At 62.8% G+C, this 13021-nt stretch carries 15 protein-coding genes and 2 pseudogenes; 10 read left to right on the forward strand and 7 right to left on the reverse strand.

All coding sequences use genetic code 11. The features are described 5' to 3' along the window. Positions 1-11 precede the first annotated feature (11 nt). Positions 12-1469 (reverse strand): xylulokinase, encoded by a 1458-nt coding sequence (xylB, locus tag ACZYTC_RS12860; RefSeq protein ID WP_441774028.1) that lies wholly within the window; start codon positions 1467-1469, stop codon positions 12-14. A 272-nt stretch (positions 1470-1741) separates the two neighbouring features. On the opposite strand from xylB, the gene ACZYTC_RS12865 reads away from it, so the two are divergent. The 5 genes from ACZYTC_RS12865 (at position 1742) to ACZYTC_RS12885 (ending at position 5706) form a co-directional block, all read left to right on the forward strand. Continuing rightward, positions 1742-2002: a hypothetical protein gene (locus tag ACZYTC_RS12865; protein WP_488989732.1), complete on the forward strand. Its 261-nt coding sequence runs from the start codon at positions 1742-1744 to the stop codon at positions 2000-2002. Between the two features lie 409 nt (positions 2003-2411). Next, positions 2412-3044, forward strand: coding sequence for an outer membrane protein (locus tag ACZYTC_RS12870; protein WP_488989733.1), 633 nt, complete (start codon positions 2412-2414; stop codon positions 3042-3044). Positions 3045-3157: 113 nt separating this feature from the next. Continuing rightward, a complete protein-coding gene (locus ACZYTC_RS12875; protein ID WP_488989734.1) occupies positions 3158-3532 on the forward strand; it encodes a hypothetical protein in 375 nt (124 codons plus the stop codon). Between the two features lie 51 nt (positions 3533-3583). After that, the gene (locus tag ACZYTC_RS12880; RefSeq protein WP_434955692.1) at positions 3584-4258 is read left to right on the forward strand and encodes a response regulator transcription factor; all 675 of its coding nucleotides are present in this window, start codon (positions 3584-3586) and stop codon (positions 4256-4258) included. Then, positions 4255-5706: a sensor histidine kinase gene (locus tag ACZYTC_RS12885; protein ID WP_441774031.1), complete on the forward strand. Its 1452-nt coding sequence runs from the start codon at positions 4255-4257 to the stop codon at positions 5704-5706. The genes ACZYTC_RS12880 and ACZYTC_RS12885 overlap by 4 nt, the downstream gene beginning before the upstream one ends. Positions 5707-5757: 51 nt before the next feature. Here the strand turns inward: ACZYTC_RS12885 and ACZYTC_RS12890 are convergent, their stop codons facing one another. From ACZYTC_RS12890 to ACZYTC_RS12910, 5 genes and pseudogenes are all read right to left on the reverse strand, one after another. Continuing rightward, positions 5758-6618 carry a hypothetical protein gene (locus ACZYTC_RS12890; RefSeq protein ID WP_488989735.1) on the reverse strand — a complete coding sequence of 287 codons (861 nt, stop codon included), beginning with the start codon at positions 6616-6618 and terminating at the stop codon, positions 5758-5760. Between the two features lie 293 nt (positions 6619-6911). Beyond that, positions 6912-7286, reverse strand: coding sequence for a hypothetical protein (locus tag ACZYTC_RS12895; RefSeq protein ID WP_441774033.1), 375 nt, complete (start codon positions 7284-7286; stop codon positions 6912-6914). A gap of 414 nt (positions 7287-7700) precedes the next feature. Beyond that, positions 7701-7862: pseudogene (locus tag ACZYTC_RS12900) on the reverse strand (sugar phosphate isomerase/epimerase); the annotation flags it as partial. Between the two features lie 78 nt (positions 7863-7940). Then, positions 7941-8141: pseudogene (locus ACZYTC_RS12905) on the reverse strand (ATP-binding cassette domain-containing protein); the annotation flags it as partial. Further along, a complete protein-coding gene (locus ACZYTC_RS12910) occupies positions 8102-8368 on the reverse strand; it encodes a hypothetical protein (RefSeq protein ID WP_488989736.1) in 267 nt (88 codons plus the stop codon). The gene ACZYTC_RS12910 and the pseudogene ACZYTC_RS12905, both read right to left, overlap by 40 nt. A gap of 62 nt (positions 8369-8430) precedes the next feature. On the opposite strand from ACZYTC_RS12910, the gene ACZYTC_RS12915 reads away from it, so the two are divergent. From ACZYTC_RS12915 to ACZYTC_RS12930, 4 genes are all read left to right on the forward strand, one after another. Beyond that, a complete protein-coding gene (locus ACZYTC_RS12915; protein ID WP_488989737.1) occupies positions 8431-8748 on the forward strand; it encodes a type 1 periplasmic-binding domain-containing protein in 318 nt (105 codons plus the stop codon). Between the two features lie 114 nt (positions 8749-8862). Continuing rightward, positions 8863-9270, forward strand: a complete 408-nt coding sequence (locus ACZYTC_RS12920; RefSeq protein WP_434955687.1) for a rhodanese-like domain-containing protein — start codon at positions 8863-8865, stop codon at positions 9268-9270. A gap of 243 nt (positions 9271-9513) precedes the next feature. Continuing rightward, positions 9514-9996: a GNAT family N-acetyltransferase gene (locus ACZYTC_RS12925; RefSeq protein WP_488989738.1), complete on the forward strand. Its 483-nt coding sequence runs from the start codon at positions 9514-9516 to the stop codon at positions 9994-9996. A gap of 126 nt (positions 9997-10122) precedes the next feature. Further along, positions 10123-11682, forward strand: a complete 1560-nt coding sequence (locus ACZYTC_RS12930; RefSeq protein ID WP_488989739.1) for a RimK family ATP-grasp domain-containing protein — start codon at positions 10123-10125, stop codon at positions 11680-11682. 120 nt (positions 11683-11802) lie between these two features. On the opposite strand, the gene ACZYTC_RS12935 is transcribed toward ACZYTC_RS12930, so the two are convergent. Beyond that, complete coding sequence (locus ACZYTC_RS12935; RefSeq protein WP_441774037.1) at positions 11803-11937, reverse strand: hypothetical protein; 135 nt, start codon at positions 11935-11937, stop codon at positions 11803-11805. A 612-nt stretch (positions 11938-12549) separates the two neighbouring features. Between ACZYTC_RS12935 and ACZYTC_RS12940 the strand changes: the two genes are divergently transcribed. Further along, entirely contained in the window at positions 12550-12954 is a 405-nt protein-coding gene (locus ACZYTC_RS12940) for a RidA family protein (protein ID WP_488989740.1), read from the forward strand. The last annotated feature ends 67 nt before the right edge of the window (positions 12955-13021 follow it).

The following is a 13021-nucleotide window of genomic DNA, read 5'->3' on the forward strand; positions in this document are numbered from 1 at the left end:
GGCAAAGCACTTCAGCCGGTCGCCGATCGCAGCGCCGGATAGAGCGCGCGCCAGCGCACCAAGGCTTCGGCATAGGCGGCGGCGAGAGTTGGATCCGGAGCGATGGTCTCGACGCGGTGCGGCGGTGTGCAGATCGCCAGCGGGTCTTCGCCGGTGACGGCCAGCCGTGCCAGCCGCGCCGCACCGAAAGCCCCGCCGGTTTCACCATCCGCCAGGCGATGGACCGGAAAGCCAAGGACATTGGCGAGGATTTCGAGCCAGAAGCGTGAACGCGAACCGCCCCCGATCACATCGGCACCGGCAATTACGGTTCCCGCCGCCGCCAGGGCATCGCGGCAATCGGCGAAGGCAAAGGCGACACCTTCCAGCACGGCCTGCACCATGGCATCGCGTCCATTCTCATGGGCGAGGCCGGTGAAGGCGCCGCGGATGGCGGCATCGTCATGCGGCGTGCGTTCGCCGGAAAGATAAGGCAGGAACTGCACCGGCGACGGTGCCGCCGGCTTGTCGCCGAGCGGGGCCAGCAAGGCACTCTCCTTGGTCTGCAGCACGCCGGCGATCCAGGCGAGGCTCGAGGCGGCCGATAGAATCACGCCCATCTGGTGCCATGTCTTCGGCACGGCATGGCAAAAAGCATGCACGGCATGGGCGGGATTGGGCAGGAAGCGGTCGGTCGTCGCCCACAGCACCCCCGAGGTGCCGAGCGAGAGAAAGGCCGAGCCAGGCCTGATGGCACCGAGCCCCACCGCACCGGCGGCATTGTCCCCTGCGCCGCCGGCGAACAGGGGGGCCTTGGCCATGCCCCAGCGCGCCGCAAGATCGGCCTTAAGGCGACCTGCAGGTTCGGAGCCCTCGACCAGGCGCGGCATCGCCTCGCGCGACAGGCCCGTGGCGGCGAGCGCCGCATCCGACCAGTCCCGCCTGTTAACATCGAGCCAGAGCGAGCCGGCCGCATCCGACATTTCCTCGATGGCCTCGCCGGTCAGAGCCAGGCGCATATAAGCCTTGGGCAGCAGCACGAGGCGTGTCGCAGCGAAGATTGCTGGCTCATGCCGGGCGACCCACAGCAATTTGGGCGCTGTGAAACCCGGCATCGCCTTGTTGCCCGTCACAGCACGCAGATCGGGCCATTTGGCTTCCAATTCCGCACATTCGGCCTGCGAGCGGCCGTCATTCCACAAGATCGCCGGCCGGAGCGGCTGATGATCGGCCCCGAGCAGCACGGCGCCATGCATCTGGCCCGACAGACCGACGCCCTCGACCGCGGCAACCTCCTTGGGATGGGTTGTCTTCAGGGCATCGACAGCTGATATCACCGCCTCTACCCAGGCCTGGGGCGCCTGTTCCGAGAAGCCGGGATGAGGCCGCTGTACCGTCAGCGCAACGTCATGGCTGGCGACCACACGCTGCTCGCCATCCACAAGTAGCGCCTTGATCGACGAGGTACCCATATCGATGCCGAGAAACACGCATTCCTCCAAAGAATCTGTTTGGCCGATCATGCGCCCGCCACAAAAGCCGGGGCAAGCCCCATCGCGTCGAAGCGGACATGACAATGATCACCCAAAGGTAAACCATGAGTTTCACGGCCGTGTCACTGCATCTGACCTATGCAAGGGGCTCGTGGACCCCGACTTCCATCAGGGGCTGTAGACGGCGACGCCATTCGCCGTCCTGGCCAGGGCACCTACGCCCTACAGCCCCTGATGCTTTTTTCGTCGCCGCATGACGAGCGGGCACGATGCTGGTTTCCCCTTTTGGCGACACCAACGATTTTCCCTGGTTCGACCGGCTGCTCTTCGCACTCGACCCGGCTCCGGGAAACCTGGCGATATTGGCACATCGCGTCCCGCATGATCCGGCTTGTCAGCCTCATGCCGACCGCATTGGGCGCAAAGGCATTCACTTACAACTCGCAGGAAAGCACAAAATAACCTTTAGTTTACATATGCCGAAGAAGTGGATTTATGAAACATTCGTAAATACCAATAGTCTCATTTAAAAAATACATAAATATCTGAAAGATATTAATAGCGCAATGTGGGCGCAATGTTCGCCCCTATGATGATTCATGTCTTTCAGGCGATCGAATCGATGCAGGTCAGAGGAGGCAAACCTCCGTTGGCCTTTTCCTTCTCGGGAGCAAAACGCATTCAGGCATGAACACCTGCATGTTCTAGCTCTTTGTTTCCAAGCCAATCTGATGGATTGGCTAGAGAGCCCCTGCGATTTTTGCCAATGCCGGTGCATCGCAGAATGCATCGATCTCGGCAGGCCGTCATCGCCGACGAAAGACAGCCCGAAAGGAGCCGCTCCCTCATCGGAGACATGGCTCCAAACCCGACAATCCGCGCATCGGTCCGCACGGGCAATTGCCCCGCAGCCGCAAGCGCGTGCAGTGGAGTAGACACGTGCGTACGCAATTGCTCACCCCCCTCGCGGCAGGCCTGCTGGCCTTTGCGGCGGCCGGCTGCGGTCCTGCCTGGGCCGAAGATTATTATGATACTTCCTCCCGTTACGCGCCGCCCCCGCCTACGTCCTTTAGTGGCTCCTATGTCGGCGTGCATGTCGGCGCGGCATCGGCCAAGTCGGCCAACCCCTTCGCCAAGGGCAACAGCCTCCAGTTGGGCGTGCAGGCAGGTCACGACATGCGCCTTGGACCCGCCGTCATCGGCGCCGAGATCGAAGGCTCCAATCTCGGCGGTGCCGAACGCCGCGTGCGGGGCGGCAAGATCAAGGAGAAATGGCGTGCGGCGTTGAAGGGCCGGGCCGGTATCGCTCTCGATCGCACTTTGCTTTACGGCACGGCCGGCTTCGCCTTCACCAAATTCGAAGGCACCGACGGCGCGCGTGTCAGGGACGGCTGGAAGACCGGCTATCTGATGGGCGCCGGTGTCGAGCAGGCCTTCTCCGACACCGTCTCCTTCAAGGTCGAATACAATTATGTCCGCACCCCAGGCCTGAAGACACGTTCGTCCTTCGGGCATGGCAAGGACGACATTGGCAGCCACGCTTTGAAAGCGGGCCTCAACTACCGATTCTAGTGATCGCTGTTGGGGTCCCCGACCGGATCCAGCCACAAGTCGGATCCGGTCGGCTCCTCGTAATGTCGACGCAATCTTCGGCTTCTAGAGCCAAATATAGTCTGGAATCACCAATGTCTTTTCGTCGCGCCTTCCCTGTCGTGCTCGCTGCAGGCGTTCTGCTGCTTACGGGTTGCGCTTCCGCCGTCATGAAGAACTATGTCGGCGGCCCGGTTGAGACGGTGATGCTGGACTATGGACCGCCAACCAGCATACTGGATCTCGGACCTGGCCAGCGCGCCTATCAGTGGCGCAAGGTTTCCACCAACGTGGTGCCGGGTACCGCCAGGAGCGAAGTCCGCCGGACCCGGCGCGGTAGCGATGTCGAGACCACGGAAACGCCCGGCTATGTCGAGCGGCAGGAGTGCTTCTATACTTTCTATGCCCGCGCCGCAGGCGAGCGCTGGCTCATCACCAATTTCCGCAAGTCAAGCCTGGAATGCGAGTAGTCCGGCCTCCCTGTTGAGACCGGCCCGAACCGAAGACGGACAAAGGGTCCCATGCGTATCCTGCTGATCGAGGACGAACCGGAAATGGCTTCCGTACTCAAGACGGCATTGGAACGCCAGGACGTCGTGGTCGACCACGCCTCGAACCTGGCGGACGCCGAGGCGATGGCTCGCTACGGCGCCTATGACGCGATCGTGCTCGACCGTCGCCTGCCCGATGGCGAGGGCCTCACCTTGATTCCGCGCCTGCGCGCCCTGCATGTGGAGGCTCCGGTCATCGCGCTCACCGCCATGAGCAGCCTGCAGGACCGCGTCGCGGGGCTCGATGCCGGCGCCGACGACTATATGGGCAAGCCCTTCGCCACCGAGGAACTGGTCGCCCGCCTGCGTGCCCTGCACCGCCGCCCCTATACGCTGCGGGCGGACCAGGCGGTGGTCGGCCGCCTCACCTATGATTTCCGCCATCGTGAGGCGTTGATCGACGACCAGCCCCTCGACCTACCGCGGCGCGAACGCCTCGTCCTGGAGACTCTGATCCGGCGGCCAGGGCGCACCGTCATGCGCGGCACGCTGGAAGAGGCGGTCTATGCCCTTGACGATGAAATCGGCTCGAATGCGCTCGACGCCCATATTTCGCGCCTGCGCCGCAAGCTGGACGACCTTGCGGCCGGCATCGAGATCCGCGCCATCCGCAATCTCGGCTATCTGCTTCGGGCCGCCTCGTGAAGCAGGGGCGGGCCCGTTCCCTGCAATGGATCCTGGTGCGGCGGCTGATCCTGCTGCAAGCGGCGATGCTTGTCTCCTTCATCGTGCTGTTCATCATCGCGCTGTCGGTCGCCAATCCGCAGCTCATGGTCGACAACGAGGCGGCAGTTGCCGCCATTACCGGAGCGATCGAGCGCGACAAGGACGGCAAGCTCATCGTCAACGATACCAAGGAACTGGCCGACTTCCGCACCGAATATCCCTATGTCTGGTACATCGTCCGCGACCAGGCGGGACAAAGCCTGCGCGTGGGTTCGGTTCCTCCCGACTATGACCGTGATCTCGGCGACCTGCTGCGGGCGGTCGATCACGCCAATATCGGTTTCGCCGGCAAGAACGACGGGCAGGAAATGCGCCCGGAAGCCTATGTGCAGAAGATCGATACCAAGGCCGGCCCGGTGCAGATCGTCACCTCCACCCTGCACTCGCGGTCCGAAGCCGACGGCTTCATCATCAACATTTCCGCCCAGGTCGACATGGCCCGCAACCCGGACGGCAGCGCCAATTGGGCACGGGTCATCCCCGGCATCATCGTGGGCCTTGCCATCTTCCTGGTGCCGATCATCGTCGTGATGGGCGTGACCACATTGGTGACGACGCCGGCCGTGGTGCGCCGCTCCCTAACCGGTCTGGTCGGCACGGCCAGCCAGGCCGCACGCATCGATGTCAGCACGCGCGCCATGCAATTGCCGGTGGAGAACGTCCCCCAGGAGATCGTGCCGCTGGTGCACGCCTTCAACCAGGCACTGGCCCGCCTTGCCCAGGGCTTCGACCGGCACAACCGTTTCCTCACAGACGCAGCCCATGAGTTACGCACGCCGATCGCCATTCTGCGCACGCGGGCCGAATTGCTGAAGGAGGAACCGCAGAGCCTGCGGCTGAGACAGGATATCGAGCGCCTCTCGCATCTGGCCCAGCAATTGCTCGATCATCAATTGCTCGATCGTCCCGCCAACCATCGCGAGGTGGTCGACCTTGCCGAACTCGCGGGCCGCGTCGCCGCCGATTTTGCGCCGCTCGCCATCGAGGCCGGCTACGACCTTGCCTTCGAACCGCCGCACGGCAAGGTCGAGGTCGAAGCCAACGTCCTGCAGGTCGAACAGGCTCTCGCCAACATCATCCGCAACGCCATCGAGCATAGCGGCGGTCACGGCACCATCACGGTAGCGCTCGACGAAGTTGGTGGCCTGGAGGTGCGCGACGAAGGGCCCGGCATCCCCGCCGAGGAGCACAAGAACGTGTTCGAGCCGTTCTATCGCCTGCACCCGCTTTCGCGCGGCGCCGGGCTTGGATTGAACCTCGCCCGCCAGATCGCGCAGTTGCATGGCGGCAGCATCGCAATCGTCAACGGTCCCTGGAAGGGCGCACATGTGCGTATCGAGCTGCCCCTGCTCCGCGCGGCGGCCTGAGGATCGTCAACTGTTCAGGGCTCGTATGCGTCAGCATTTCCAGACGGGCTATTAGCGCCTGTCTTCGCTGGCGACGACCCCAAGCACCGGCAGGACCAGGCGCGGCAACTCATGCGCCACTGTCTTCACGAACATGTTCTCGATCTTCATGGCCTGGATCGGCTTCATCGCCGGAGTACCGTAGACCTTGGCGATCTCGGCGATGCCCTGGTAGATTTTTGTAGTGGCCGCCTGCACAGACCTATCCATGTAGCGCAACTGCCCGATCGCCGTGCGATACGCATAAAAGGCATGATAGTTCGTCGAGCCAAAGCGCTCGAATTCCACGATGACCATCACGACGCTGCCATCATGGCCCACCATGCGCGCGACGTCCTGCTCCACCTTGACGAGACGGATGGCACCGCAGCGCGCGCCGAGTTGCGTCAGAATCCTCTCCATTCCTTGCATGGAAAGCCCGCCGAGCGCGCCGATGTCGAGGCCGGCGGCCTTGGCAAGGTCTTCCACCGTGACGAAGAGCCTGCCATCGACCTTCGCGCCGATTTGCGTGAGAGCCTTGGCCGATGCGACCCAGGCGCAGATGCCGGCATTCGGATTGATGTCGACGATGAGCCTGGCCATGATGGCGCCCTTGACGGAGCGGACCATCTGCGCCGCCTTGCCGACCGGCAGGATCGCGATGAGCCGCAAGCCATCCTGCCCGGCGCCGGCCGCGGTGCCCTTGGCAAGACCATCGCCAAGCCGCAGCACATCGACGAACCCGGCACCGAAAGTCATCAAGGCCTTGGTGCCGGCTCCCACGATCATCGCACCCTGGCTATAGTTGGAATCCTCGACCCATTTGTCCAGGATCGCTTCGGATTCCTTCTGCTGCTGGCTCCACCAATCCGCGAGCTCCGTGAACTTCCACATGGACCCTCCGTGCAGGATCGATTGCGCGAAAGGCCTCGCCACCGCGCCGATCTCTTTTGGGGGTATAGGAGCGCGCATATCGGCCGACAGTTCCCTGGAGAACCGTGGACATAGAGGCGCAGCCCTTCACAAAGCGGAAAAACTAGGGAAACACCCCGCCGCTATGGTGTGGTCATTCACGCAGGAAGGTGTGGGACCTTGACCATTGCGGCCATGCTCTTCGTCATGCTGGCATTGCTCGGCTTCATCTATGTCACCTTCGACATCTGAAGAGGCCGTTGGGTGAAAGCTGGCTAATCCAGAACGGCCAGGCAGCCGACAATTCCCATGAGCGCAGCGGCAGACAGCATCAGCACAGTTTCGGCCAGATTGCCGCGGCCTGCGAGACGCTCCAGCCAGACTGGCTTGGCGGCTCCGGCACTGATCTCGTCGCATGACGGCAAGCCCGTTGGCCGCGCCGGCTCGCCACAGCCGAGCCCGATCAGCAGATCGGCGGCCGTGGTATGGAGATGAGCCGAGAGCCGCGTGGCCATGGCCGGTCGTAGGTCGCGCTGTCCGCGAGCCCAGGCATCGATATCGCCCGCAGTCACACCGGCACGGCGGGCAAGCGCGGTAGCATCCACGCCGGCTGTCGCCATGGCTGCAGCCAGCCCGTTGGGGCGAGGCATGCGATCGAAATTCAGTCTGATCGGATCCGACATGACGCACGGGCCTTCGGTCAGACCTGACCGAGACGAGTCCTCGCCGGTGAGTTGAACCGACGGTCGCCCAGACATTCGAGGGGTGGGGAATATAGATACAGTCCGCAAAGGCCAAACGACACTTCGGCGGCGGTGGGATAGGGACACATGGCCTGTCTTCCACGATGACACCTTCGGCAAAGGGTGCGAATCACCCGAAACCTTCGATGTCTCCCTATCGCTCGCGGGTATTACGCGGACATTGCGCCCATCCATCCAGCTCGCAGACCTGTCGGCACGGCATTGCCGATCGGACACGGCCAAACGCTGCCGGACAAACAAAAGCATCCTCCGACCGGTGGAGATCGGAGGACGCATTGTCGGGCAATCCAGCATACGGGCCTAGATCAGGCCGTACTGCCTGGCCTTGTTGCGCAGGAAGGGCAGGCCCTCGGCCAGGATTTCCTCGCGGCTGTTGGCGACGGGGCGCCACACCGACAGGGCGGAGGCGAGCTGCGGCGGCATATGGATGAGGCTCTCCACGGCCATACCGCCCTTGAAGCCGCCCGAGATGATCGGCTTGCGGATGATGGCGAAGATACCGGCGCGGGCGCCGACATCGACACCGACCGTGGGTGAATCCAGGATCAGGAGCTTGGGCTTGGTGGCCAGCCATTTCGCCAGCACGACGCGCTGCTGGTTGCCGCCGGACAAGATCGACACCGCATTGTCGGGATTGGAGACCTTGATGGCCAGGGCCTTGACCCAGTCGTCGACCAGCGATTTGCGCCGAGTCGGTGAAATCAGCCGGAAGAGATCGAGCAGCCTGTCCAGTATGGCGATGCCGCGCCGCCGGTATCCCTTGCGTCAATCTCGATCTGCCCGGCAGCGATGCGCCCTCGGTGGTCACTGACAATTACGGCGGCGCCTATGCCCTCACCGAGGGGCTGATCGCCAGGCTGCGCAAACGCCGGACGGCGCCATCCGATCTGCTTTTTCTCGGCGGCATCGCCGGGGAACACGCCACCGATCGACGTATCCAGGGTTTCCGCGGCGCCGTGGCGGCACATGGCCAGGGGATGACGCCGGAGGTTTCCTGCTGCGGCTATCGCCCTCATCGGCACGCGAGGCTTTGGCCGCCCGCTTCGAAACGCTCGGCCGCATGCCGGGCGGTCTCTTCATCAATTCGATCACCGCCTTCGAGGGGCTGGTGCGGTTTTCCCTGCAGGTGCCGCGCCAGGCGATGCGCGAAGTCGGTACGGTATGTTCGGACTGGGATCCCTTTGCGGCGCATCTGCCCTTTGACGTCACGATGACCCGGCAGAACATCGAGGCGATCATCGCGGAGGGCTACGCGCTGGTGGACAATTACGCTCCAGGCGAGAATCCGATGGTGGTGGTGCCGCCCGAATCCGCCCCGAGTTCGGAGCGGGAAAGCAATTGGCGCTGAGGACAGCGCCGATCGCGCATGCTTGCGGCCTCGCGGCAATCCACCACCTTGAACGTCATGGCTCCCCAGGCAGATTCATCATCTCAAAAATCGTCACCAAAGGATGGGAATGCCATGAGAAAGCTGAAAATATCGTCGGCTCAGATGGTCGCGGCCGCTCGCGCCCGCATCGAGGAAATCGAAACCAGGGATGCCATCGCCATGGTCGGCGATCCCGGCGTGGTCATCGTCGACATCCGCGATCCCCGGGAAAGGCAGCGTTCAGGCTATATTCCCGGCAGCTTCCACGCTCCCCGTGGCATGGTTGAGTTCTGGGTCGACCCAGAAAGCCCCTATTTCAAGGACGTCTTCGGCCAGGACAGGAAGTTCGTCTTCCACTGCGCCTCCGGATGGCGCTCGGCCCTGACGGTGGCGACGCTTCAGGACATGGGTTTCGAGGCGGCCCATCTCAAGGATGGTTTCTCGTCCTGGGAAAAGGCGGGCGGACCCATCGAGTTTCCCGAGGGCCACGACGGAAAATGAGGGCGAGCGTCATCCGCCTCCCCCTCTTCCCCCTGCTCCTTCCTGCCGAAAGACACCGAATTGACCCAGGCCTGACGCCGTAAATCAAAGACGTCGAGCGCCAAAAAAACGTCTGTTTCCAGGATGATGGCAGGCATCCTGCAACAGGGCGCACACTCGTTTCCTTATGCAATCCTGATTTGTTGAGGCGCCAGCAACGCCCTACCCTCGCGTTCATTGTCGATATCAATCTGTCTGTCGCACATGACCGTACCCTATCTGCGCGAGGCGAGTTCAGCGGATCTTCCTGCCCTGATCGACCTCGAAAACGCGGCCTTCGCCGGCGATCGTATCAGCCGCTGCGATTGGCGCCATCTGCTGACCAGCCCCTCGGCCCTCGTCATCGTCAGCGACGATGCCACCGGCCTCACAGGCTGCAGCGTCATTCTCACCAACCGCCGCACGGCCGTCGCGCGGCTTTATTCCCTTGCCGTGGCACCACGCGCCCGGCGGCAAGGTATCGCACAGGCGCTCCTCCAGCAGGCAATGGCCAGCAGTGCCGGGACCGGCGCTCATCTGCTGCGGCTGGAAACGCGCAGCGACAATCTCCCCGCCCAGGCCCTGTTCAGCCGCCTCGGCTTTCGGCCCTTCAAGCGCGTGGCGAACTATTACGAAGACGGGGCCGAGGCCATTCGCTTCCAGCGCCTGATCGACCACGACTGCCTGAGGCAAAGCGCGCTGCAATAGATACGCGCGGAGTCATAAACCATTGTTCGGATGCATCTTTCGGCCTGCTGCGAAATCGCCGGCGGAGAGACGCGCAAGCACGACCGCAACGCCGAGCGCCTTCCTTCCCTTTCTTGAAAGCAGCCAATGCCCGCTCAACTGATCATCGTTGAAAAATCCAGTGATTTTCGCTGGTCCGTACCCGGCATCCGGGTGATCACCGCACAGGAATTCATCGCGGAAGGACCGAGCCTGCTGCAGCGGCCGCGCCGGATCATCAATCTATGCCGCAGCTATGCCTATCTCAGCATCGGCTACTACGTGTCCCTGCTCGCCGAGGCGCGCGGCGAACGGGTGACGCCAAGCATGGAGGCGATTACCGATCTTCAGGTCAAGGCGGTGCAGACCCAGAAGCTTGCCGGCCTGGAGCGCTGCCTCGGCGCTCTTGCCTCCGTACCCCGAGCGGTGGAGGCGATGCGGATCCAGGTCTTTTTCGGCCAGGTCGATGATCGCGGCATCGAGGATCGCGGTCTGCCCGAGTTTGCCAGCCGCAGCTTCGAGCTGTTCCGGTGTCCCCTGTTGGCGATCGACCTCGAACGCGTTGAAGGCGGCAGCGGCTGGAAGGTCGCCGCCCTGCGTCCGCTCGACCCGCGCGACGTCGATCCGGCCCGCGACTGCCTGTTTCTCGATGGCCTTGCCCGCTTCTGCCGGCGTCCCTGGCGCCATGCCCCCTCGACCAGCGGCCCGCGCATGGACCTGGCAATCCTGCACGATCCCAAGGATCCCCTGCCGCCTTCCAAGCTGAAGACTCTGCAGGCCATGGTGCGCATCGGCCAGGACATGGATATCGCCGTGGAGCTGATCGAGAAGAAGGACTATCCGCGTCTCACCCAGTTCGACGCGCTGTTCATCCGCGAGACCACGGCAATCGCGCACCATACCTTCCGTTTCGCCCGCAAGGCAGCCAGCGAGGGCATGCCGGTGATCGACGATCCCGGCTCGATCCTGCGCTGCACCAACAAAGCCTTCCTGTCCGAACTTCTCGGCGGCAACGGTATCGCGACGCCCCGTACGCTCTTCCTCACTCGCCGCACGCTGACGAGCTTCGAGACGCAGTTGACCTATCCCGCGGTGCTGAAAGTGCCTGACGGCGCCTTCAGCCTCAGCGTGAAGAAGGCCGAGAATTGGCAGCAATTTCAGGAAATTGCCGCCGCGATGTTCAAGCAGTCCGATCTCATCCTGGTGCAGGACTATGTCTACACACCCTTCGACTGGCGCATCGGCATCCTCGCAGGCGAGGTGATCTTCGCTGCCAAATATTTCATGTCCTCCGGCCACTGGCAGATCATCCAGCATGGCGAAGCCGGGGCCTATACCGAAGGCCGCACCCAGGCCGTGTCCGTCGGGGAGGTGCCTAACGAGGTGATCGAACCGGCAGTGCGGGCAGCAAGGCTGATCGGCAACGGCCTCTATGGCGTGGACCTCAAGCAGACCAAATCGGGGGTCGTGGTCATCGAGATCAACGACAATCCCAATATCGATCTCGGCCTGGAGGATGCCGCCGCCGGCGAGGGCCTCTATCGCAAGCTGCTGTCGCACTTCCAGGCCCTGGTGGATGCCCGTCATCACCCGCCCGCACCGGCGCTCCCGTCCGAGGCGATCTCCAGGCCGCGGCTGGTGCACAATCTGCGCGACACCGGTTCCTGAGGTGGCCAATGTCGCTGGCGTTTGGGGCTCGAACGCGCCCCCGATGGCCTGCCATGGCACGAGCGGACCACAAGCCCGCCGCGGCCGGCACCCGGCATCGCTGGCTGACAGCGCCGTTCGCTACAGGATATGCACCACCCCTTCATGGAGGGCGATGATGAGCACGGCGAGCATCGCACTCACCGCCAGGAGGGCGGCGGCGCTCGTCAATGCTCCCTGCAGAAAGACCGAAACGGCATTGGCACGAAACGACATGGCACTCCTCCAGATGGAGAATGCAGTATCGGTCCCCGATGCTTCCGGCCTCGGTCTGCCGTGTAAAGTTTCATTGCCGGGGCTGGAGCGTTTTTTTTGAAAAGTTAATCGACCTTTCGATTGGGAAAACGCGTCGAAACAAAGAGTTAGAGAAAAAGTGTGATTCAAAGAAACCGCACTCTTCTCTAGAAACTACGCCAATGTGATGGGTCGGGCGCTTTCAGATGTCATAACTGACATAATAGAGGCAGCAGGCCGAGGCCAAGGCGAACAGCAACGCATAGAACATGACACGACCCTTTGTAGCGAGGGTTGCATCATGCCCGGCAAACCTTTCCAGGACATGTCTGACCGGTGTCCGGACCGTGTTAAAGTGCCGTCTAACCAGCCAAGTTTGACAGGCTTGCGCATCACTTTGAAAATATAGGAAAAAAGAGATTAACGACGCACCCGTTTCGCCGCGACGGTGCTGTCCGTTTTCTAGCGTTCGCCTCATCGTTTCCGGGGCGAGAAAAAGCGCTTCATGGCCTCCGACGCGGTGACTATCCCCGTGCGGCGCCGGCCTCTGTGTGTGATCGAAGTCCCATCCCCCCTTCCGAAAGGACTTTAAAGATGCCGCTGCAATGCATCAATCCGGACGGCATTCCAACGCCGCAGACCTATTCGCATGTCGTCGTGTCGAAGGGGAGCAGGCTGGTGTTCATTGCCGGGCAGGTCGCCGAAGATCCCCACGGCAATCTGGTCGGCCGCGGCGACATGGTCGCCCAGGCAACGCAGGTCTTCGCCAATATCGGCTTGGCCCTGGCTGCTGCCGGCGCACGACCGGACCAGGTCACCAAGCTCACCATCTTCGTGGCCGACTACAAACGGGACTACCTGTCCCAGATCGAGGAAGGCCGGATCTCCCTGTTCGGCGTGCACAAGCCCACCGACACCCTGGTGGGCGTGGCTGCCCTCTCGCACGCCGACTACATGCTCGAGGTCGACGCCATCGCCGTCGTCGAAGACGATGCGTGATCGGCAAACACGTATAGTTACGCAACGGATGCGGATTTTCGGGATGAACGGCTCGGGCCGGGACGAG

This window comes from Labrys sp. F242 (assembly GCF_057813875.1).

Excerpts from the sequence above, each read along its gene's own strand:
- ACZYTC_RS12935 (WP_441774037.1), bottom strand. The coding sequence starts at position 11,937 with ATGTCGTTTCGTGCCAATGCCGTTTCGGTCTTTCTGCAGGGAGCATTG.
- ACZYTC_RS12940 (WP_488989740.1), top strand. The coding sequence starts at position 12,550 with ATGCCGCTGCAATGCATCAATCCGGACGGCATTCCAACGCCGCAGACC.
- ACZYTC_RS12880 (WP_434955692.1), top strand. The coding sequence starts at position 3,584 with ATGCGTATCCTGCTGATCGAGGACGAACCGGAAATGGCTTCCGTACTC.
- ACZYTC_RS12910 (WP_488989736.1), bottom strand. The coding sequence starts at position 8,368 with ATGTGCCGCCACGGCGCCGCGGAAACCCTGGATACGTCGATCGGTGGC.
- ACZYTC_RS12920 (WP_434955687.1), top strand. The coding sequence starts at position 8,863 with ATGAGAAAGCTGAAAATATCGTCGGCTCAGATGGTCGCGGCCGCTCGC.
- ACZYTC_RS12930 (WP_488989739.1), top strand. The coding sequence starts at position 10,123 with ATGCCCGCTCAACTGATCATCGTTGAAAAATCCAGTGATTTTCGCTGG.
- ACZYTC_RS12865 (WP_488989732.1), top strand. The coding sequence starts at position 1,742 with ATGCTGGTTTCCCCTTTTGGCGACACCAACGATTTTCCCTGGTTCGAC.
- ACZYTC_RS12890 (WP_488989735.1), bottom strand. The coding sequence starts at position 6,618 with ATGTGGAAGTTCACGGAGCTCGCGGATTGGTGGAGCCAGCAGCAGAAG.
- ACZYTC_RS12875 (WP_488989734.1), top strand. The coding sequence starts at position 3,158 with ATGTCTTTTCGTCGCGCCTTCCCTGTCGTGCTCGCTGCAGGCGTTCTG.
- ACZYTC_RS12895 (WP_441774033.1), bottom strand. The coding sequence starts at position 7,286 with ATGCCTCGCCCCAACGGGCTGGCTGCAGCCATGGCGACAGCCGGCGTG.
- ACZYTC_RS12925 (WP_488989738.1), top strand. The coding sequence starts at position 9,514 with ATGACCGTACCCTATCTGCGCGAGGCGAGTTCAGCGGATCTTCCTGCC.